This is a genomic window from Vibrio sp. G-C-1 (assembly GCF_021728015.1).
Lineage (GTDB): Bacteria > Pseudomonadota > Gammaproteobacteria > Enterobacterales > Vibrionaceae > Vibrio > Vibrio splendidus.
The window spans coordinates 375593-397165 of the sequence record NZ_JAKKCR010000003.1; the positions used below are offsets into that span (position 1 = coordinate 375593).

At 46.8% G+C, this 21573-nt stretch carries 13 protein-coding genes; 6 read left to right on the forward strand and 7 right to left on the reverse strand.

The window, feature by feature from the left end; translation table 11 throughout:
- Positions 1-13: 13 nt before the first annotated feature.
- Genes L3V36_RS07015 through L3V36_RS07030 form a run of 4 tightly spaced genes read left to right on the forward strand, consistent with a single transcriptional unit; the run spans position 14 to position 6294 of the window.
- Entirely contained in the window at positions 14-901 is an 888-nt protein-coding gene (locus L3V36_RS07015) for an ABC transporter six-transmembrane domain-containing protein (RefSeq protein ID WP_102446748.1), read from the forward strand.
- Positions 891-2066 (forward strand): efflux RND transporter periplasmic adaptor subunit, encoded by a 1176-nt coding sequence (locus tag L3V36_RS07020; protein ID WP_102446747.1) that lies wholly within the window; start codon positions 891-893, stop codon positions 2064-2066. Before L3V36_RS07015 ends, L3V36_RS07020 begins: the two co-directional genes overlap by 11 nt.
- Complete coding sequence (locus L3V36_RS07025; protein WP_102446746.1) at positions 2063-5242, forward strand: efflux RND transporter permease subunit; 3180 nt, start codon at positions 2063-2065, stop codon at positions 5240-5242. The genes L3V36_RS07020 and L3V36_RS07025 overlap by 4 nt, the downstream gene beginning before the upstream one ends.
- On the forward strand, positions 5239-6294 hold the full coding sequence (locus L3V36_RS07030) for an AraC family transcriptional regulator (protein WP_102446745.1): 1056 nt from the start codon (positions 5239-5241) through the stop codon (positions 6292-6294). The genes L3V36_RS07025 and L3V36_RS07030 overlap by 4 nt, the downstream gene beginning before the upstream one ends.
- Positions 6295-6447: 153 nt before the next feature.
- Here L3V36_RS07030 and fruA read toward each other — a convergent pair whose 3' ends face one another.
- The 3 genes from fruA to fruB are packed head-to-tail and all read right to left on the reverse strand — an operon-like array spanning position 6448 to position 10344.
- Complete coding sequence (gene fruA / locus L3V36_RS07035; RefSeq protein WP_102446744.1) at positions 6448-8208, reverse strand: PTS fructose transporter subunit IIBC; 1761 nt, start codon at positions 8206-8208, stop codon at positions 6448-6450.
- A gap of 15 nt (positions 8209-8223) precedes the next feature.
- Positions 8224-9201 carry a 1-phosphofructokinase gene (gene pfkB, locus L3V36_RS07040; protein WP_017090852.1) on the reverse strand — a complete coding sequence of 326 codons (978 nt, stop codon included), beginning with the start codon at positions 9199-9201 and terminating at the stop codon, positions 8224-8226.
- A 9-nt stretch (positions 9202-9210) separates the two neighbouring features.
- Complete coding sequence (fruB, locus tag L3V36_RS07045; RefSeq protein ID WP_017094927.1) at positions 9211-10344, reverse strand: fused PTS fructose transporter subunit IIA/HPr protein; 1134 nt, start codon at positions 10342-10344, stop codon at positions 9211-9213.
- Positions 10345-10729: 385 nt separating this feature from the next.
- Between fruB and cra the strand changes: the two genes are divergently transcribed.
- A complete protein-coding gene (gene cra / locus L3V36_RS07050; protein WP_102446743.1) occupies positions 10730-11734 on the forward strand; it encodes a catabolite repressor/activator in 1005 nt (334 codons plus the stop codon).
- A 98-nt stretch (positions 11735-11832) separates the two neighbouring features.
- Here cra and L3V36_RS07055 read toward each other — a convergent pair whose 3' ends face one another.
- From L3V36_RS07055 to nirB, 4 genes are all read right to left on the reverse strand, one after another.
- A complete protein-coding gene (locus L3V36_RS07055) occupies positions 11833-13617 on the reverse strand; it encodes a bifunctional protein-serine/threonine kinase/phosphatase (protein ID WP_102446742.1) in 1785 nt (594 codons plus the stop codon).
- A gap of 171 nt (positions 13618-13788) precedes the next feature.
- Positions 13789-15258, reverse strand: coding sequence for a NarK family nitrate/nitrite MFS transporter (locus tag L3V36_RS07060; RefSeq protein WP_102446741.1), 1470 nt, complete (start codon positions 15256-15258; stop codon positions 13789-13791).
- 142 nt (positions 15259-15400) lie between these two features.
- Positions 15401-15745 carry a nitrite reductase small subunit NirD gene (gene nirD / locus L3V36_RS07065; RefSeq protein ID WP_004730303.1) on the reverse strand — a complete coding sequence of 115 codons (345 nt, stop codon included), beginning with the start codon at positions 15743-15745 and terminating at the stop codon, positions 15401-15403.
- 139 nt (positions 15746-15884) lie between these two features.
- Complete coding sequence (gene nirB / locus L3V36_RS07070; protein ID WP_076648524.1) at positions 15885-18467, reverse strand: nitrite reductase large subunit NirB; 2583 nt, start codon at positions 18465-18467, stop codon at positions 15885-15887.
- Between the two features lie 472 nt (positions 18468-18939).
- On the opposite strand from nirB, the gene L3V36_RS07075 reads away from it, so the two are divergent.
- Positions 18940-21522, forward strand: a complete 2583-nt coding sequence (locus L3V36_RS07075; RefSeq protein WP_102446740.1) for a nitrate reductase — start codon at positions 18940-18942, stop codon at positions 21520-21522.
- The last annotated feature ends 51 nt before the right edge of the window (positions 21523-21573 follow it).

The window sequence follows — 21573 nt, forward strand, 5'->3', positions numbered from 1 at the left end:
TATGGGCTCAATAATGCTATTCAAATATCCCATCTCTCTGCTGACGATTATTCGGCTTAATCCATTAAAGGTCGCTGCGACTTGGTTAATGGTATTAGCTGAAAACGTGATGCTTATTCTGCTGCCGCTGTTTATTGGTTACGCCATAGACGGAGTATTAAACCAAAGCTTTCAGCCTTTGATGATGTTGGCACTGATTCTTTTTGTACTGGTGATCATCAGTGTCGTTCGTCGTTTTTACGATACCCGTGTGTATGGTGCTATTCGCGTCAAACTGGCAAACCTTGTTGAGCGTAACCTACGCGGTTTATCTATTTCGACCAAAGACGCTCGGCTAACCATGTCTCGTGAGCTGGTTGATTTTCTAGAAGATGATTTGCCTACTTTGATGACCGCGATAGTTCAGCTTGTCGCGACGGTGGTTATCCTCTCAACGTTTCACTTCTCGTTGGCGCTTTGCATGTTGTTTGCAGGGTTGTCGATGCTGGTTATTTACGGCGTATTCCACCGAACATTTACACGACTCAATGGCCAATTTAACGATCAAGTTGAACAGCAAGTGAAACTACTGAGCGGTGTTCGCTTATCTGCACTTCGTTGGCACTTTGAGCACCTAAAACAGTGTGAAATCAAGCTGTCTGATACCGAAGCTGTTGTCTATGGGCTGATTTTTATCGTGTTGTTTAGCGCGGTCATCGGCAACTTATGGATGGTGAGTCAGCTTATCGAGCCGACCGCGGGTCAAGTGTTCTCTATCGTCACTTATTCACTCGAGTTTGTTGAAACCGCAGTGATGCTACCAATCACATTACAAACCCTTTCTCGTCTCACTGAAATCAGTCAGCGCCTTAATCACACCGCCACTCAACAGGTTACCAAGGAGATACCTCATGAAATTTAAAAAGCCACTTTCTGTATTAGTCGGTTGCGCAGCCATCTTTATCGCGTTGGTTGTTGTTGATGAATTGGAACCTGAAGCTACCGAGCCAGTGAAGAAAGAAGCCGTCCTTGCCCCAGTTTCAGTGTTAGAGGTGACACCATCACAGCATCAATCGACGCTAACGATATTAGGTGTAACTGCTGCGCGTTGGCCTGTGCAGTTGAAAGCGTCCAGCAGCGCACAATTAAAATGGCTAGATGAAAGCGTTGAACCGGGGAATTTGGTTAACAAAGGCGATGTGTTGGCAAGGTTAGATACTAGCGCAGTTGATGCGAACTTGGCTCAGGCGTTGAGCTTATTGAAACAAGCAGAATTGGAATTGAAGCAAGCTCAGCATGAACAAACCGTCGCTCTAAAAATGCTTAACCCAAAAACAAGTTCGTCCTTTGCGCGCAGAGAACCCCAAGTGCTTGCAGCGAAAGCCAACCTGCAACAAGCCAAACAGGCGTATGTCAGTGCGAAGAAGCTAGTGGAAGAGTCAGTGATCACCGCGCCTTTTGATGCGGTTGTTATGAAGCGCCACATTAGCCCAAGAGAGTGGGTAGAGGCTGGGCAAGTGACCTTTGAATTAGCCGCCAGTGATTCGATTGATATCGAACTTCCAATCTCTGAAATGCATTGGCAACAAGTACAAGCTGCCTTGGTTAAGCCAAGTATTCGTGTCGTGAGTCGTTCTGGGAATCAATGGCCGGCGAAGGTGCGGTACGTATCTCCGGAAGTCGATTCGGTGACTCGTCAAAGGCAAGTGGTGTTATCGGTTGAAAATCCTTACCAACACAAGCCTAGGCTTTTCCCTAATCAGCAGGTTCAAGCTGTGGTTAACCTCGGTCTACAAGGTGACGTCGTGAGCGTACCTTTGAGCGCGATGACGCGAGACGGGTATGTGTGGACGTTAGACACAGAAGATCGTTTACGAAAAGAGTCGGTGACGCTTGTAGGGCAAGGCAGCCAAGAGCTTGATATTCGCTTCAATGATCGCAGTGATAAGGCTCGTCGCGTGGTGCAATATCTGCTTTCTTCAATGTTAATCGGTAAACAAGTCACGCCTAAATTCAATGAAGCCCATTCTGAAGCCATGCTCGCTGGCAAATCTGATTCAGCACTGATTAAGGAATCAAACCAATGAGTTGGATGACAAAATGGTTCATTAATAACCCAGTCGCTGCCAATTTGTTGATGATGGCGATCGTTATCAGTGGTGTGCTGGCGTTTGGGCAGTTACGTGTCGAGTCGTTTCCACAAATTGCACCATCCTCAATCAGTATTACTGTGGCTTATCCTGGCGGTACTGCACAACAAATTGATGAGAGTGTGACTCAACGAATCGAAGAGTCGATCAGTGGCATTGCTGGCATCAAACAGATCACCAGCCAATCGAGTGCTGGCGTGTCTCGGGTCGTGGTACGTAAAACCAGCAGTACAGATTTAGACAAGCTGTTGGACGACATTCGTAATCAAGTAAACGCCATCAACGGCTTTCCCGTGCAAGCAGAAAGGCCGCAAGTGGTGCGTAACGAATTTACCAACTTAGCTGCGTTTGTGGTGGTGTCAGGGCCGAGAACCGATGATGAACTGCAACCCATCGCCAAGCAACTTGAACAAGCGCTGAAGAAGAACCCTCGTATCTCGAAGGTATCAAACTGGGGAACTCGCACATCTCAATTGGTTATCGAGCCAGATCCTGACCAACTGAAAGCGTTGGGGTTGAGCTTAGAAGATCTCGCAGAGCTCGTTGAGCAGCGTTCGCTTGAGACTCGTAGCGGTGAGCTGATCAGTGACAAAGGTCGAATGGTGATTCGTGGTGACGGATACGCCGATGATCTACAGAAGTTGAACCAGCTTGTTGTGATTTCAGGAAGCAACGGAAAAATACTGTTGGGTGATATCGCCAAGTTAAGTCGTGGTTACCAATACAGTGGTTCTATCGTGCGTAACAACGGCTCTAACGCCATCGCCTTATTGGTCAGCACTAGCCAAACCGACAACCTGCTCAAAGTCAGTGAAGCCATCAGTGAAACGCTTGATGCCCAGCGCGCGATTTTGCCGTCGGATATTGAGTTGAGTACCATGGCCGACATGGCACCTTACATTGAAGAACAACTCTTTCGTCTAAGTGAGAACGCATGGCAAGGCTTATTGATCGTTGTAGTTCTACTTGGGATCTTTCTGGAAATCAGGCTCGCCTTTTGGGTCGCGATGGGTATTCCAATTGCGCTGACTGGAACGTTGGCTGCAATGCAGTTGTTCAACTACAGCATCAACGACATCACTCTATTTGGCTTTATCTTGGTACTCGGTGTGCTGGTGGATGATGCGGTTGTTGTAGGTGAAGCGATACATGAAAAACGGACGGGGAACGTCGGCTATTCTTCTAATATCAATGGTTTCTCAAATATAAACGGCCCCTCCAATATAAATGGAAAGACAGCCGCTTGGCAGGGCGTTAACTCAGTATCAGTGGCTACCGTGTTTGGTGTACTCACAACCATCGCTGCGTTTTCTCCAATGTTATGGATTAATAACGAGCTAGCCAAAGTACTTGCAGGGTTTTCAGCAGTGGTGATCTTTGCGCTGATATTCTCGCTTATCGAAAGTAAATTTATCTTGCCGTCACACTTGGCTCAGCTTTCCGTGAAAAAGCCATCTACCAGTATTTTTGCCAAGGTTCAGAATGCCGCTCAAGGCGGGTTGCAGTGGTTTAATCTCAACATCTACAAGCCAGTGTTGGAGTTTGCACTTGGCTACAAAGTGGCGTCCTTACTTGGGTTTGTTGCGGTTATCTCACTGGCTTATGGCATGTGGTCTAACGGTGCGATTCGCAGTGCATTGTTTCCTGAAATTCCGGGGCGTTACATCACCGCGGTTATTGAGCTGGAAGATGGCGCACCACTGCCTTTACAGCGCCAAGCTTTGTTGCAAGTTGAGCAAGCAATGACACAGGTAGAAAAAGGCTTGATGGACGATTACCCATTACAAGAAAAGCCTGTTGTGAACCTACTCGCTTGGTCTGATGGCTATGGCGAAATTGAAGTCACAGCTGAGCTCACCAACGAATCCTTAAGCTCATTGCCGGGTAATTTATTATTGAAGCGATGGAGAGAAAACACAGGCCAAATAGAAGGCGCTTATTCGGTTAAGTTCAGCGCGGCAGAGGAGCCTGCTGGTGGAACATTCTTAACGATCTCTTCCAATGATCGTGAGCTTGCTTCTCTAGTTAGCGAGGAGCTCGCGGACACTTTGGCTTCGTTGAAAGGCGTATCGGATGTTTACGACGATGGTCAGGATGGTTTACCGCAAGTGCGCTTAGTGTTGAATCAATATGGTCAGCAGCTTGGGTTAACTCAAGCGAAACTGGCTCAGCTAGCAGGTGAAGCATTTGGCGAAAGAGAAGTCCATCGCCTGTTAGAAAATGGGCAAGAGACCAAGGTGCTTTTGCAATATCCGAGAGAGGAGCGCAGAACCTTAGCTCAGCTACAACAGGCTCTTATCATGTTACCTAATGGTGGAAGTGTGATGATGGGGGATATTGCTGAGTTTCGTCATGAGCAAGAGCCACAAGTGGTTTACCGCCGTGACCGAGAACAAGTGATCAACCTGTATTGGAAGCAGAACCGAGACCTGCAATCACCAGAAAAAACACGTGAGCAACTCGAAGATACGATTGAATCTCTGCACTTACAGTTTCCAAGCGTGACGATAAAAGCAGGCGGCGAATTTGAAGAGATAGGGGAAGTGTCGAACGGCTTCAAATCAGCGATGATACTAACGCTCATCATGATCTACATTTTGTTGGCGGTGCCTTTGAAGTCCTACTGGCAGCCGATGATCATCATGGCAGTGATCCCGTTTGGTTTTGCAGGTGCGATTTTTGGTCACTACTTGATGGACTTACCCATCAGCATTCTTTCGATGTTCGGCATGATGGCCATGACGGGCATCGTGATTAACGACTCGTTGGTGTTGATCACTCGTTTTAACGCTGAATACCGCCAAGGGGTGCCGTTACAGCAAGCGTTAGTGATTGCGGGTACCAGCCGATTGAGAGCGATCTTCCTAACCACGATTACCACTGTGTGTGGGTTATTGCCATTATTGAGTGAAACTGCAGAACAGGCGCAATACTTGAAACCAGCGGCAGTATCTTTGGTGTTTGGTGAGTTGTTTGCCACTGCGGTGACTCTGATTTTGATTCCCGTCCTGCTTGGTTTGTTTTGTCGCAAACCGCCGCTAGTTGAAAATCTAATTGAAAAAGAACCGGGCGAAAAAGATTCATTAGAAGAACTCACTTTGGATCGCTCGTGATTGATTTTATAAAGGACAAAGACGATAGTGAAGCCAAGCTAGCCAGTTCAATAAAGCTGTCCAGTTCGGTGAAGCTAGCTGACAGTAAGACTAAAGCCAATGTACCTGAGACCAAAGATTGTATGACGCAAGACAACAAACCTGCTTTGCATTTAGAACCAGCTTTTAAACTGGTGCCTGAGATTACATTGATTGAATCTTTGCCAGAGCACCTTCAAAAACGCTTTACGCATGCATTGACCTTGATGCATGAAGAGTGGGGTGAGCGTCGTACGTGGGAAGAAATCGCAACAGAGAGCGCGATTTCGCCATACCACTTTCATCGTCAGTTTACTGAGTTGTTTAACGAAACTCCGGGTCAGTACTTGAGTCGTGTTCGATTACAAATCGCGGTGGGTTTTTTGATCAATGATGAGCCGTGGAGCGTGATTGAAATTGCTCAGTATTGTGGCTACTCATCGTCACAGTCATTAGGTAAGGCGCTTAAGCGCGAGCTTGGTGTTACTGCAAAACATATTCGAGAAATGGGCTACAACGCGACGCCTAAGGAAACGGCAGACTTCATCCAGAAGTTGGCGCATCCAGGTGTGCAGTCTTCGATGGAGAAAGAGCTAGTTAAATCTATGCCGATCGAGCTGGTTTGGTATCCAGAACGCGGCATGCAAAAGCTTAAACTGGAAGATCCTGATTGGGACACGGTATTTGAAATCTATGGTCAGAAGTCGACGCACTTGATGGGCACCACACCAATAAAACAGATGAATAATAAATGGGACGACATCGACGCTGAAATAGGAAATTGGCAAGTCGCGAAAGACCGTTACGATATGACCATTCCTGAAGGCTACTACTTATGCAGCGACGTTTATCTGGTTTCGGATGTGGCGTACAGCACAGCGTTAGAAGCTCTGTTTAAGGCGGTTGAACAACAAGGTTTGAAGTTAGATGTGCAAGGTTATTTGGTAGAGATGATTCGTCAGATTGACACGGATGATGTCGAAGGCGTGACGTTTTCATTCCAGTTGCCCGTTTTAGCGACATTAGAAAAGTAACACCAGACCGAGCGTTTCAGTTTGCTAGCTAATTCCAATAAAAAGGCTCCTCAAATGAGGAGCCTTTGTTTTATTTCAAGGAACCGTTTACCAAGAAACCGGTTATCAAGAGCTTCTGTTCGAAGGGTTTAGCCGTTAAACAGAGTAGGGGGATTAAGCCTCTGCTTCTACTTTATCGCTGCTCATCTTTTTAAGAGCTGCGTAACCAAAGCCTGTTACTGCCGTACCTGCTGCAATCGCCACTAGGTACATAAGCACTGGAGAGATAGCACCAGGAATTAGTAGTACGAACAAGCCGCCGTGTGGAGCCATTAGCTGTGCGCCAAACATCATTGATAGAGCACCAGTTAGTGCACCACCTGCCATACAAGCTGGGATAACACGCATTGGATCTTTCGCTGCGAATGGGATTGCACCTTCAGAGATGAAACATAGGCCAAGAACGAATGATGCTTTACCTGCTTCACGCTCGCCTGCTTCAAACTTGTCTTTCACTAGGAAAGTCGCAAGGCCCATACCTAGAGCTGGAACCATACCTGCTGCCATGATTGCTGCCATTGGTGCGTAAGTTTGCGAAGCTAGTAGACCAACACCAAACGTGTAAGCGGCTTTGTTTACAGGGCCACCAAGGTCGAAACACATCATTGCGCCTAGAATCACACCCAGAAGAATCGCGTTAGACGTTCCCATGTTGTTTAGGAAAGTTGTCATTGCGCTCATCACGCCAGAAACAGGGCCACCGACGATGTAAACCATCACCAAACCAGTGAACAAACTCGCGATAAACGGAATGATCAGGATTGGCTTGAGGGCTTCCATGGATTGTGGAAGTTGAACCTTGTCGGCAATGAATTTCGCTGCGTAACCGGCAATGAAACCTGCTGCGATACCACCTAGGAAACCAGCGCCCGTTGAGCTAGCCAACATACCGCCGATTAGACCTGGAGCCAGACCCGGACGGTCAGCAATTGAGAATGCAATGAAACCAGCAAGAACAGGAATCATCAGTGCGAATGCAGAACCACCACCGATAGTCATCAATGCTGCTGCTAACGTGCCTTCTTCTTTAAACGCTTCGATACCGAATACGAAAGATAGTGCGATGATCAAACCACCCGCAACAACCACAGGAAGCATGTGCGATACACCTGTCATTAGGTGCTTGTACACGCCTTTCTTCTCGTCAGCAGGCGCTGAATTAGAAGATGCTGTGTGTTGGTATGGTTTAGCTTCTGCGAACGCTTTTTCCATTTCTTGCTTTGTTTTCTTCAAAGCAGGACTTGTTGTTGTTTTGTATAGCGCTTTGCCGTTAAAACGATCCAGAGGAACGTCAATGTCGGCTGCGATGATAACAAGGTCAGCATCTGCGATTTCTTGGTCAGTCAGTTGGTTCTTCGCACCTACGGAGCCGCGAGTTTCCACTTTAATTTGGTGACCTAGGCGTTTGCCTTCTGCTTCAAGCGCTTCAGCGGCCATAAAGGTATGTGCAACGCCAGTTGGGCAAGCCGTAATCGCTACGATCTTTTTGCTGCCTGTGCTTGCTGTTGTAGAAGAGTTTGGAGTGGTGCCAGTCACTTCAACAGTGCTTTCAACTTGAGAAGCATCTAGTACCGTTGCTTCTGCTACCGCTTTCTCTAGGAATGTTTTTGCATCAGCAGTGCATTCCGAGATAGCTGCTTGGTACACTTTCTTGCCGACAAAGCGCGCTTTATCAACGTTTGTGTTGGCTGCGATAACCACAACGTCGCTGCTGTCGATAGTGTCTTGCGATACGGTTGAGTCAGGTAGCACGCTTGATTGACATTCAATAGCGGCGTTCCAACCCAGTGCTTTTGTTGCTTGCTCTAACAAGCCTGCTGCGATGATGCTGTTTGCTACGCCACTAGGGCAAGCTGTGATAATGGTAATATTCATAATAAACCTTTTGTCCTATTTGCTTGTGTCTAACTGGCTAGTTGGAGCACTAAGCGACTGTAATTGGATATTTTGTAGTACTGAATCCAGCTCTTGTTGGCTGGTGATGCCCACGCCTACCTGTGAAACTGCAAGAGCAGATAGGGCAGTTGCGAATTTAATAAGTTCTGGTTTTGGCATCTGTTGCATGTGGCCCCAACATAGGCCAGCAACCAATGTGTCACCTGCGCCTACCGTGCTTACCACTTGCATACGCGGCGGTTGAGCATGTAGCCATTCGCCTTGGTTTAGCCACATCACGCCTTCTGCGCCAAGTGATACCACGATGTTTTCAATACCTTTTTCACTTAGGGCTTGGCCTGCGTGTTGGCATTGGTCACGTGTTGTCAGTTCAGCGTTGAACAGCTGAGACAGCTCTTCATCGTTTGGTTTTATTAACCAAGGTTGCGCATTGATACCGGCTTTAAGTGCGTCACGGCTGCTATCAAATAGCACCTTCTTACCTAAATCGTGTAAGCGTTGAACCCAAGAAGCGCAAAGCTCAGGAGAGATGCCTTGTGGCAAGCTGCCTGCAATTACGAAGTAATCGTGCGTTTCAGCAAGCTCTAATAAGGTTTCTTCAAACGCTTTAATCGCGTCAGCATCAACAGGAACACCAGGGAAGTTGATGTCGCTTACTTGGCCTGAATTTTCTACCAATTTCACGTTAATGCGAGTTGCGCCATCAACACGGATGAAGCGGTCAGTTGCGCCCATCTGCTCAAACAGTTGGCAGAACGCTTCTTCGTTATTGCGACCAAGGAAACCTGTTACGGTCACTTTCGCGCCAAGCTCTGAAAGTACTTTTGCTACGTTTACGCCTTTGCCAGCAGCATGCAGAGAACCTTTGTTTACTAGGCTCACTGAACCCACATTAAGTGCGTCGATAGCGCCAGTTAGGTCTAGAGCTGGGTTTAGCGTAACGGTAACGGCTTTGATTTGTTTATCAGACATATCGATTCCTTAACCTTCACCAAGGCCTGAAGCGATAGCTTTGCCAATCGATTCAAGTGCTTGTGCTGCGTCTTCACCTTCAGCAACAAACTGAAGCTGGTGGCCGTGTTTAACGCCAAGCGCGATTACTTTCATCAAGCTCTTCGCGTTCACTTCTTTTCCGTCGCCATCTAGGTTTGAAACGCGGATTGTTGATTCAAACTTCTTCGCTTCAGCGACTAGCATTGCGCCCGGACGAGCGTGTAGGCCGTGTGCGTTTTTGATTTTGAATACTGCGCAGTTGTCATCGTCTTGAGACGCTGTAGAAACCGCTTCACCTTTTAGAAGGCCAATTACTTGTGCGGCATCAGCGGTTAACAGTTGTTGCTGTTTACCTTCGAAAACCATCTTGCTTAGGTTTGCCAGAATAGATTGGTGTGCGCTGTTACAAGCTGCGAATGCAACAAGTGCTTTAACAGGTGTGCCTTCGTACTCACAATGGTTTGCTGTTGAAACGAACGATACGCCAGTGCGAGTTACGCCTTTATCACTGCCCAACAACCAAAGGCCTTGGCCTAGGTGAGTCGGTGTTTTCGTTACTAGGTCGGCAACGAATGCGTTATCAGTACAACCTGTATTCTTAAGAAGGCCGCCTGCAACTGCCGACATTTGAACCATGTCGCTCGCAGGGAACAGTAGCTGAACTAAAGAAGCGTCTAGGTCGGCTTCTAGTTGAACTTCGCCGTTAAGTAGGGCGATGATTTCGTCTTCTGATTTCGCTTGCTTTAATTTCTCTTCAACACCGTCTGCCGCTAGCACTTTCGTTAGCTGCTTAAGAATGCCTAAGTGCTCGTCAGATTTCGCTGCAATACCAATTGCTACGTAAACACGGTTGCCGTCTGCCCAATCAATACCTTCAGGGAAGTGGTGTACCGCAACGCCTGTCTCTTTCACTAGGCCACGAGTGTCAGTGGTGCCGTGAGGAATCGCGATGCCGTTACCTAGGAACGTAGAGTTCTGGTTTTCACGGTTCAGCATTCCTTCAACGTAGCCAGAGTCAACTAAACCTTTCGCGGTTAGGTCGCCAGCAATGTTCTGGATAGCTTTGAATTTGTCTTCGGCAGTTTGGCCTAGAGTGATGTCAGATTTTGATAATTTAAGCATGGTGCCTCTTTAGCGTATCGCTTGAGAATTTGTGTATCGCTACGATTCAGTCTAGAGCAAGAATTAGTGAACTTTACTCGTTGCTTTGCTCTTTGTTTTACTTTAGCTGAATCGGTTCAGCATTCAGTGTAAAAAAATTCAGCAAAGCCGATTTTGGTTTTCAAAATAGTTTTGCTGCGTGTCGTAATTTCAGTTTCGTTAATAACGAGAAGTTGAATCACAACAAATGACGCTCAATCCATTCAAAAGGATGATTGAAGTCACTTTTCAGATTTTGCTGAATCCTTTCAGCTTTTATACTGAATCGATTCAGCATATAATTCAACTAATCCGAGGATCAGATCATTGGTTATATGATCCTACGCACAAAATACAGGTCACCCATATGACACTTGATGAAATTGCTAAATTGGCTGGAGTATCGAAAACCACGGCCAGTTATGTCATCAACGGCAAGGCGCAGAAATACAGAATCAGTGAAAAGACTCAGCAGAAAGTCATGGCGGTTGTGGAAGAGTATAACTACCGACCAGACCATGCTGCTTCGTCGCTGCGTGCTGGTAATAGCCGTTCATTTGGTTTGATTATTCCTGATCTGGAAAACAGCAGTTACGCGCGTTTAGCAAAACTGATAGAGCAGAACTCCCGTAAAGTGGGCTATCAGATTTTGATTGGTTGCTCTGATGATGACGCTGAAACTGAACGTAAAGTCGCTGAAGCTTTGGTGAGTCGTCGTATCGATGCCTTGCTTGTTGCGAGCTCAATGCCAGACGCCAACGAGTACTACTTGAAACTGCAAAATTCAGGTACACCTGTCATTGCGATTGACCGTCCGTTAGACGATGAGCACTTTGCTTGCGTGATCAGTGAAGATTTCGAAGCCGCATTTGAACTGACGCATTCGATTCTCGATGACAGCATTCACAGTGTTGGTTTAATCGGCGCGTTACCTGATCTGAACATTTCGCGTGAACGTCAGCTAGGTTTTGAAGCGGCGAACAAAGCGCATACTCAACAAACAGGGCTCACAGACAACAAGCCGATGGTTGTCGGTTATGGTGAGCACTTTGATAGAGAATCTGGACGTGAGGTTTTTGAGGGTTGGATTGCCAAAGGCACAATTCCTGATGCGATTGTGACTATGTCTTACACCTTATTAGAGGGTGTGTTGGATGTGATGGTTGAAAAGCCAGAGCTGATCAATCAAGTAAAACTGGCAACCTTTGGTGATAACCGTTTATTGGATTTCTTACCTTTTAAAGTCCATTCACTGCCGCAACAATTTGAAGTCATCGCAGATAGTGCTTTTGCCTTGGCGTTAAATGCTTCCGCTAAGCGTTACCAAGCGGGTATTGAATTAGTGCCAAGAAGCTTAGTAAAACGAGGCTAATTCCAGTTAGTTTACACAAGCTAGGTTAGGCTTGGACACTTAGCTTGAGCTTGGAGTTAACTCGAACTTGGACACTTAGCTTGAACTTAGAATCAACTTTAACTAAGCAATAAGCCCAACTCTACTGCAGCAACAATGCCGAGCAACAAAGCCAACACCTTCCAAAACTGGATTGGGTTTCGGTTTATCAAAGGTTGCTTGGCTTTGCTTTTCACCAAGCTTTGGTTTGGTGTGTAAAGGTCTGCCACAAAATCCCCCAACACTTGATGACGTTCGCTTGGTGATTCGGCACAGGCTTTTTGTAACACCAAATCCACCCAGCTTGGTAAGTCCGCTCGTTTCTGTGTGATGGGTTGGTATTCCCATTGATGGTGGCGAGATTGCTTAAGCGATTGTGCGGTCATTTCAGAGTAGGGCAATTCACCGGTTAGCATCTCATAGCCGATCACAGCGATAGAGAACAGATCAGAGCTGGTGGTCGCGCTGTTATGTTTGATGGTCTCGGGTGCAATGTAATTGACCGCACCTAATGGAGTGTCGTCTTTGTCTGCGAGCTCTCCTTCTTCAAGTCCTCTGACTAATACAGCGCCAAGGTCGATGATTTTTATCTCACCATCATGTTGAAGCATAATGTTCTCGGGCTTTAAATCTCGGTGAACCATATCTGCACGTTGTAATACTCGAATACCTTGTGTGATTTTTTCTAGTATGTCGCGTACTTCATTGAGCGACGGTTTTGGATTGTCGTACATCCATTGTCTTAGCGTGATGCCTTCTACCCATTCGCAGATTTGATATAAGAATTGCGAGTTCTCTGGCGTAGGGTAGACCTTCATTACTTTCTTATTGTTTAGCAAGATCCCCGCCCATTGTTCATTAAAGAAAGCTCTCAGTTGCGAAGGGCTATCATGATATTGGACGGAAGGGACTTTCAGCACGAACTCGGTTTGTGTCTCTTTCTGCATCACACGATACACATGGCTTCTAGAGCCTGCATACAACACCTCAAGCACCATAAAGTTGTCGATACTTTGCCCGAGCTTTAACGCGGGTGGGATGGCACGCTTAGCCAGCTTTTCATGGAATTCAATGAGCGAAGGTTTAGGTAGATGACAAACTTGCACAATCAAGCAGCTTACGTTGTCTGAACTGTTGTGGCTTAAAGCAGTGTTACAGATGGTCTGTGCAGCGTATTCGAAATCCGCTCCAGGTTTATCGATGTGTTCCTTGAAGGTGTTAGGGGAGACAAACTCGTGTACGCCATCCGATGTCAGGATAAAACAGTCATTCTTCTTGATTGGCAGGGTTTGATAGTCAACGTTGAGTTGGTTGTCCATGCCTAAGGCGCGTGTTAAGTAATGCTTCTGCCCCATATTTTTACGGGTGTGGTCGCGTGTCAGTTGGCGTAATTCTCCATCTCTTAGTAAGTAAATGCGACTGTCGCCAACGTGGAATATATGCGCGGTGTTCGATTTGAGTATCACGCTGCTGAACGTCGAAACGAGGGCGTTGTGGTTCACTTGTTGTGCAGGATGAATGTTAGAAACAGACGTGTTGAAGAGCCAAGAATTGAGGGATGTTAAGACTTTCTGTGCTGAGCGCTGAATACTCCAGCTATTTGGCGTGGCGTAATAGTCGTCGATAAACTGCATCACGCTGGTGTGACTGGCTTTCTGGCCGTGTTCACTGCAACTTGCCCCGTCTGCTATGCAGGCGACACTGCCTTTCAACTCTTGCTCAGTACGAGTTTTGGGGTGCTTTACAATGATGGCGTCTTGGTTTTCATCACGTATGCCTTTATTCGAATAACCACCAAACTTCAAAGTCAGTTGGTTATTGGATTCTGGCGTGACGACTTGCCCTTGGCTGAATGAAATTGTCATAACTGTTCTTCTTCTTCTTAACTGCTCTTCTTCCCGCTTCCTTGACAGAACCCCCTAGGAAGAACAAAAGCCCTAGTGAACGTAGAGCCTTTGAACGAAGCACCTAGCGTTGATGTATCCGCTAAGGTGCCTCTCCCGATTCAATAATATCAATGCTTCTTAGTACAGAGACTAATTTGAAACATTAATCAGCGTGACACTGCCGTCGTCATTCACTTCAGCAATTTGGCCGTTAGGCTCTTCCATGAACATCAGAGTTACGAAGCCTAGTACCGCTGTTCCTGCAATCACTAAGAAGAAGGTTTGGTAACTTACGAATGAAAGCACAGTTAGGTAAACCACCGCACCCACGTTACCGTAAGCACCAGTCATACCTGCAATTTGACCTGTCATACGACGTTTAATCAGAGGTACTGTTGCAAACACCGCACCTTCACCGGCTTGTACGAAGAAAGAACACGCCATTGCAGCAACAACCGCTAGCCATACTGGCCATGTACTGTCTACTTGACCCATGGCAAAGTAACCCACAGCAAGGCCAATCGTTAGAATAAGCAGTGTTGGTTTACGACCGAATTTGTCTGAAATCCAACCACCACCTGGGCGAGACATTAGGTTCATAAAGGCATAAGCCGATGCAACCATACCCGCAAGAACCGGCGTTAATTCAAAGGTTTCAGAGAAGAACAGTGGCAGCATAGAAACAACAGCCAGTTCAGAACCAAATGTCGCAAAGTACAATACGTTAAGTACTGCAACTTGCTTGAATTTGTACTGGTGAATCTCTGGTACTTCTTCTTTAAATACGTTCTTGTTTACTTTCCAAACTTGCGACACTTCGTACACGTAAAGCGCAACCAAACCTGCATACACAGAGTAAACCGCCATGTCAGATAACATGTTGATGTTGGTTGGTGATAGCTTCCATGTCAGTAGCGCTAAAGCGGCATACATTGGGATTTTCATAATAAGTAGGAAGAAAAAGTCACCCTTTGATGTCACTTCCATCGCTGTTACTTGAGCTGGTTTGAAGTAAGTAGAACCTTTTGGTGTATCCGTTACGTTTTTGTAGAACACAAACGAGAACGCTAAGCTCATAAGGCCAGTAATACCGACCGCATAACGCCAGCCGTCTTCACCACCAAATGCTAAAGCCAGAGTTGGAAGTGTAAATGCCGCTGCAGCTGAACCAAAGTTACCCCAACCTCCATAAATACCTTCTGCGGTACCCAGTTCATTGTGTGGGAACCACTCAGACACAAGACGAATACCGACAACGAAGCCAGCGCCAATGAAGCCAAGTAGGAAACGAGCAATCGCCGCTTGAATGAAAGAGTCTGCCATGGCAAACATAAAACAAGGGATAGAACAGACAGCGAGTAGCGAAGAGTAGACCAATCTTGGGCCGTATCGGTCGGTTAACATACCAATGGCGACACGCGCCGGAATGGTCAATGCAACGTTGAGAATAAGCAGTGTTTTGATCTCTTCAGTAGAAAGACCAAGCGACGTTTTTACCATTTGCAGTAGTGGGGCAAAGTTGAACCACACAACAAAGGTGATAAAAAAGGCCATCCAACTTAGGTGTAAGGTTTTCATCTTACCCGTAAATGAAAGCAGCGAAAATTTTGTGTTATCCATGGTTTAAATCCTTTAAATCTGGAAAATTACCCGGCTTTAGCTTGTGCGTTACTTCCGAAATTCGAACGCATTCATGTGGCTAAACCCTGTGCCGAAATTGCTCACGCTGATAAAGCGTTTACATGATGGTGTCGGCGTTTAGTTAACTGGCGATAGCAAGCGGTGCGAGAACCTGAACCTGTTCTCCTTGCTTGCGAACTTCAAATTTCACGAGCTTGAGATCGGGTTGTTCAAGGCACGCGCCAGTTTCTAAGTGGTAATGCTGCTTGTATAAGGGTGAGGCTACGTAAGGCTCACCGCTTAATGAACCAATGATACCACGTGACATCACATTCGCCTTACCAACAGGATCGTAATTAGAGAGCCCATAAAGCGTGTCACTGCGCTTGCAGTAAAAAATAGCCACTTGGTTATCGTCTACTTTGGCGCAAATACCGCCGTTTGGGGTTAAGTCCCGGGTGTTGCATACGGTTGTCCAATTTTCCATGACTTTCTCCTAGTCAAAACATAAAACTAATAATCAATTTAATTAGGGTGATAGCCGACAGCAGTTTTCTTGGGCTGCGCCGCTGTCGACTATCGATATTGGGTTTAGTTGTTACTTATTCACTCACCATCCATTAGGCTTACGAAACTTCCGTGACTTCGATTTGGTCAGCCTTGGTTAGCATTTCATCTCGTTGTGAATCTGAAGAAGAGCTCAAGCTCGGCTTAGGAAAACGCTGCTCTCGTTCTTTGATGAATGACAGGCTAGTGTCCATTTCTTCGCTGTTGATGTAGTGCTGGAAACGCTTCATCTTTTCAGGGTTTTCGATGGTGGTTTTCCATTCACACTGGTATTTTTCGATGTTGAGAGCGATGTCAGCTTCAAGTTCTTCAGCAACGTTGAGCTTGTCTTCAATCACGACTTGTTTGAGGTATTCGATGCCGCCTTCAAGGTTTTCCATCCATACCGATGTACGCTGTAGGCGATCCGCGGTACGTGTGTAGAACATCAGAATGCGGTCGATGTATTGCAGCAGGGTGGTTTCATCAAGGTCGGTAGCGAAAAGGTCACCATGGCGAGGGCGCATACCGCCGTTACCACAGATATAGAGGTTCCAACCTTTGTCGGTTGCGATAATGCCAAAGTCTTTTGATTGGGCTTCTGCACATTCACGAGTACAGCCAGAAACCGCAAACTTGATCTTGTGTGGTGAACGCAAGCCTTTGTAGCGGTTTTCTAGTCGAATCGCTAAGCCAACACTGTCGTCGACGCCGTATCGACACCAAGTGCTACCGACACACGATTTCACGGTACGTACTGACTTACCGTAAGCATGGCCCGTTTCAAAACCAGCATCGATTAGCTTTTTCCAGATGATTGGCAGTTCGTTAAGTTGCGCGCCAAACAAGTCGACACGCTGACCACCAGTGATCTTGGTGTACAGGTCGAACTCTTTAGCGACTTCACCAAGCACAATCAGTTTATCGGGTGTGATTTCACCGCCAGCAATACGCGGAACCACAGAGTAGGTGCCGTCTTTTTGCATGTTGCCGAGGTAGATGTCATTGGTATCTTGCAGTTCGATATGTTGGTCTTCGAGGATGTAATCGTTCCAGTACGAAGCCAGAATCGAACCGACAGCCGGTTTACACACGGTACAGCCCAATCCGTTTCCGTGAGAATCTAACAGCTCATCGAAGGTCTTGATTTTGTTGACGCGGATGATGTCAGTTAGCTCTTGGCGAGAATAAGCAAAGTGCTCACAGATATCGTTAGAGACTTCCACACCTAGGTTACTTAGCTCGCTATCGAGAACCTGTTTAGCAAGGGCAGAACAACCGCCACAACCTGTCGAAGCATTGGTGGTTTCTTTTAATGCAGCCATCGTGGTACAGCCAGCAGAAACCGCGTCTTTAATGTCACCTTTGGTCACATCAAAACACGAACAAATCACTGCGCTATCAGGCAGAGCTTCAACGCCCATTGCCGAACCTGAATCATCGGCCACGTTAGGTAAAATTAGCACTGATGGGTTTTCAGGAAGAGGCATGTCATTTTGCTTGATTTGCAGTAGCGAACCGTAAGCTTCGGCGTCACCGACCAATACTGCACCGACAATCTTTGTGCCGTCTGCCGAGATGATCAGGCGCTTATAAACTTGTTCAATTTCATCGTTATAGGTATACGACTGAGCGCCTTCCGTCTTGCCGTGTACTTCACCAATACTGGCCACATCAACACCCAGTAATTTGAGCTTGGTACTCATGTCAGCGCCAGTAAATGCAGCGTCGTCAGTACCGCCGGAGACAATATGCGAAGCCGCGACTTTCGCCATGGAGTAACCGGGGGCGACTAAGCCGAAGATCTTGTTGTCCCAAAGCGCACACTCACCAATCGCATACACGTTGTCGATGTTAGTTTGGCAGTGATCATTAATCACGATGCCGCCACGTTCACCAATGGCGATATCAGAGCTGCGAGCTAGGGCATCTTGAGGGCGAATACCCGCAGAGAACACGATCATATCGGTTTCTAAATGGGTGCCGTCTGCAAAGTTCATTCTGTAGCGAGCGTTCTCACCCGCGACTATCTCAGAGGTTGCTTTCTCTGTGTGAACTTGCACGCCAAGGTCTTCAATTTTTCTGCGCAGTAGGGCACCGCCACCGTCATCTAATTGAACGGCCATAAGGCGAGGTGCGAATTCCACTACATGGGTTTCCAAGCCAAGGTTTTTGACTGCGTTTGCGGCTTCTAAGCCAAGCAGGCCACCACCAATCACTACGCCAGATTTGCTGCCTTTGCTAGATAGTTCAATGGCGTCTAGATCTTCGATAGTGCGATAAACGTGGCAGTGTTCTTGGTCGTTACCGGGAATTGGGGGAACAAAAGGGAATGAACCGGTCGCCAGAATCAAGGTGTCATAACTCTCGGTATGTCCCGATTCAGTCACAACGCACTTATTTTCAGTATCTAGTTGAGCGACTCTCGCGTTGAGAAGGTAATTGACGCCATTGCTTTGGTAATACTCTTCGCTGGTTAATGCTAAATCATCAGCATTTCCGCGCTTGAAGTAAGCGGTCAACTGAACACGGTCGTAGGCCAACCTTGGCTCTTCACTGAAAGTAATAACATCAAACTCATCACTGTCTGATTGCAGGATGTTGTCGATAAATTTGTGTCCAACCATGCCGTTACCAACAACGACGATTTTCTTCTTGCTCATAATCCATTCCTTATTCTCGGCGTCACCATCACTAGCATCTAATTTCTAGTCGTTAGCAGATGAATACCGGGTTGAGATTCCACTCAATTCATAATCATCAAGAAAAACAAAAATGTTTTTTCTAAGTCTTGGTTTCTAGTGGAGCAAGGAGGGTGCCAGATTGCGAGTTGCTCGCCTAAATAAAATTTAATGCATATTTATCAGTAACTTATAAATACAAGGTAGCACGTAATTACCCCTAAGGTGGTATGTGAAATTTTTGTTAGATTTATATAAATGAGCGTTTGTGGTGCAACTTTCTGCAAGATGGTGCAAAAATTAAGTTTCTATCTTGGTTAAGTTGAAATCTATTCAGTATTGATATTTTATTTTTTGTTAAGTTATTGTTTTTAATATTAAATATTTCAATTTGATCGGCTGGTATTAAGTGGCGTGCTATTTGCTTGGTTTGAATTATTACAATTATGGATAATTGAGCGAGAAACGGATGACCGATTCAAACAGTGGCTGGATAAAATCAACCTGTGCTTATTGTGGTGTAGGGTGTGGAATAGAAGCGAGACCGACATCGTTAGGAAAACTAGAAGTGCGTGGTGATAAAGATCATCCATCAAACTATGGAAAGCTATGTACTAAAGGGATTGCGCTCGGTGATACTGTGACGCCTTTAGGACGCCTAACACAGCCTGCTCATATTCAGAATGAGCAAAAACAAGAGCTGGACTGGAACCGTGCCACTCAGTTGGTCGCAGACAAATTCAATCGAACCATCGAAGAATTTGGGGCCGATTCGGTTGCGTTCTATGTTTCTGGTCAGCTGCTTACCGAAGACTATTATGTTGCCAATAAACTGATGAAAGGCTTCATCGGCAGTGGCAACATCGACAGTAACTCTCGCCTTTGCATGGCTTCAACCGTGGTCGGGCATAAGCGAGCATTTGGCGCAGACACAGTACCGGTTTGCTACGAAGATCTCGAGCAAGCCGATCTAGTCGTGATTACTGGCTCAAATCTAGCTTGGTGTCACCCGGTACTTTTCCAAAGGTTAAGAGCCGCAAAACAAGCCAACCCTGCATTGAAAGTCATCGTCATCGACCCGCGTTATACCGACACCTGTGAAATCGCAGACATTCACTTGGCATTGGAATCCGGCTCAGACGTGGCGCTGTTCAATGGTTTATTGGGCTATCTCGACGATAACGACAAGCTAGATGCAGACTACATAGAAAACCACACTCAAGGCTTTACTGAATCGATTCGATCTGCGACTCAATATCGTTATACCGAATCCGGCTGGGGCGACAAAAGTGTTCCTGAGCTAACAGGGTTAACAGAGCAGCAGCTAAAACAGTTCTACAGCTTGTTTGCATCGAATGAGAAGGTGCTGACCATTTACTCCCAAGGCGTGAACCAATCGACACAAGGGTGCGACAAGGTAAACGCCATTATTAACTGCCATTTAGCTACTGGGAAAATCGGTAAACCGGGCATGGGGCCATTTTCTGTAACGGGCCAGCCGAACGCGATGGGCGGGCGTGAGGTGGGCGGCCTAGCCAATACTTTAGCGGCGCACTTTGAGTTTGGTGATCCGCGATCACACCAAACGGTGAGTGAATTTTGGCAGACCGATAACCTAGCCACTCATGCGGGATTAAAAGCGATCGACCTGTTTGATGCGATGAATGAGGGAAAAATCAAAGCGGTGTGGATCATGGCAACGAACCCAGTTGTGAGCCTGCCTGACAGTGAAAAGATCAAAACCGCATTAGAGAAGTGCCCGTTTGTGGTGGTGTCGGACTGCATTGCCGACACTGAAACCACTCGCTTGGCCGATGTGGTTCTGCCCGCGCAAGGGTGGAGTGAGAAGTCGGGTACTGTGACCAACTCTGAACGCCGAATCTCACGCCAACGCCGCGTATTACCAAGCCCAGGGGAAGCCAAACCCGATTGGTGGATATTAAAAGAAGTGGCACAAAAAATGGGATTCAACGATCAGTTTGAGTTCCGCCACGAAGGCGAGATCTTCAAAGAGTATTGCGAGATGACCGCGCTCGACAATGAAACAGGCAAAGCGCGAGACTTGTGCTTAATTGGACTCACGCAACTGGATGAGAAAGGCTATGGCGAACTCACTCCACAGCAATGGCCAGTATTAGAGTATCAACCAGAGATCATTGAGCAGCGCATGTTCACCACTGGCGAGTTCTTTACCGAATCTGGTAAAGCGCAGTTTATTGCAGTCGAGCACGACAAACCGATTGCCGATACCAGCCTTGAATTCCCACTTATCATGAACACCGGTCGAATCCGAGACCAATGGCACACCATGAGCCGCACTGGCTTGGCGGCAGGTCTAGGTGAACACACACCAGAACCCTTTGTTGCGATGCACCCAGATACGGTTGCAGAGCTTGGTTTAGACGAGTTTGGGCTAGATGCCTTCAACCACGCCACTATTAATCCAGTTGTGAAAGTGCGCAGTGCACAAGGGGAGTGCCAAGCCCGCTTAGTAGTGACCAAAGAGATGCGCCGTGAACAAGTCTTCATGCCGATTCATTGGAACGCACCGACCGCCAAAGACAGCAAGCCGTGTGACTTGATCTTGCCTCATACCGATGCAGCCTCTGGTCAGCCAGAATTCAAACACACACCTGTTGTCGTAGAGCCATGTGGTTATCGCAGTGAAGCGGCACTGGTCAGCGACAAGGTGATGGATTGCAGTGGCTTTGATTATTGGGTACGCCAAAGAGTGGAGGGCGGTTTTCTGTATCGCATCTCATCATCTAAGAACCCAATGGAGCTGGTGATTCAACTGGCCAACACACTCGATGCCTTACCAGAACCCAACGCGGAGGCGATCAAATCACTCCATTACCACGGCAACAAATCATTCAAGAACTACGGCTCCGCGAAGCTGGGTCAGTCTGGCGTAAAGCAAGCCTTCGTGGTGAACAGTAAGCTCGACCATCAAAGCATCGAATGGCTGGTGGAATGCCTAACAAGAGAAGCCGATGAAGAGTTCGAAGCCGAGTTTTTGAGTACATTGGCCAGTTAGGCGACCCTGTTAAAAGATAAGCCGTATTTGTCGGCTTATCTTTTATCTTCT

Excerpts from the sequence above, each read along its gene's own strand:
- L3V36_RS07015 (WP_102446748.1), top strand. The coding sequence starts at position 14 with ATGCTATTCAAATATCCCATCTCTCTGCTGACGATTATTCGGCTTAAT.
- L3V36_RS07020 (WP_102446747.1), top strand. The coding sequence starts at position 891 with ATGAAATTTAAAAAGCCACTTTCTGTATTAGTCGGTTGCGCAGCCATC.
- L3V36_RS07025 (WP_102446746.1), top strand. The coding sequence starts at position 2,063 with ATGAGTTGGATGACAAAATGGTTCATTAATAACCCAGTCGCTGCCAAT.
- fruA (WP_102446744.1), bottom strand. The coding sequence starts at position 8,208 with ATGAATATTACCATTATCACAGCTTGCCCTAGTGGCGTAGCAAACAGC.
- pfkB (WP_017090852.1), bottom strand. The coding sequence starts at position 9,201 with ATGTCTGATAAACAAATCAAAGCCGTTACCGTTACGCTAAACCCAGCT.
- fruB (WP_017094927.1), bottom strand. The coding sequence starts at position 10,344 with ATGCTTAAATTATCAAAATCTGACATCACTCTAGGCCAAACTGCCGAA.
- cra (WP_102446743.1), top strand. The coding sequence starts at position 10,730 with ATGACACTTGATGAAATTGCTAAATTGGCTGGAGTATCGAAAACCACG.
- L3V36_RS07055 (WP_102446742.1), bottom strand. The coding sequence starts at position 13,617 with ATGACAATTTCATTCAGCCAAGGGCAAGTCGTCACGCCAGAATCCAAT.
- L3V36_RS07060 (WP_102446741.1), bottom strand. The coding sequence starts at position 15,258 with ATGGATAACACAAAATTTTCGCTGCTTTCATTTACGGGTAAGATGAAA.
- nirD (WP_004730303.1), bottom strand. The coding sequence starts at position 15,745 with ATGGAAAATTGGACAACCGTATGCAACACCCGGGACTTAACCCCAAAC.
- nirB (WP_076648524.1), bottom strand. The coding sequence starts at position 18,467 with ATGAGCAAGAAGAAAATCGTCGTTGTTGGTAACGGCATGGTTGGACAC.